Here is a 344-nt window from a genome sequence, read left to right as displayed (position 1 = left end):
CGCCATGTTTGGTGACAGTTTTACCCAATTCAGAGAGTGGACAGTTGCCGCCCTGCTCGACCGCCATATCGACGATCACTGAGCCTGGCTTCATTGCTTTTACCGTGTCTTCGGAAATCAGCACCGGCGCTTTTCGGCCCGGTATCAAAGCAGTAGTGATAATAATGTCAGCTTGTTTGGCCCGCTCATGGACCAGCGCGGCCTGGCGTTGCATCCAGGCTGCAGGCATAGGGCGTGCATAGCCGCCAACACCTTGAGCTATTTCGCGTTCCTCATCGGTCTCATAGGGGACGTCAATGAATTTCGCGCCCAGCGATTCTACTTGTTCTTTGACCGGAGGTCTA

At 54.4% G+C, this 344-nt stretch carries 1 pseudogene; it reads right to left on the bottom strand.

From position 1 onward, the window contains the following. A pseudogene (locus KDM89_RS20770) lies at nucleotides 1-344 on the bottom strand (NAD(P)(+) transhydrogenase (Re/Si-specific) subunit alpha); the annotation flags it as partial.

The sequence above is a fragment of the Cognatundibacterium luofuense genome, from assembly GCF_018139685.1.
In the GTDB taxonomy this organism is placed as follows: domain Bacteria; phylum Pseudomonadota; class Gammaproteobacteria; order Burkholderiales; family Burkholderiaceae_D; genus Undibacterium; species Undibacterium luofuense.
The sequence above is the reverse complement of the archived record's forward strand: the minus strand, read 5'-3'. Positions and strand labels throughout refer to the sequence as shown.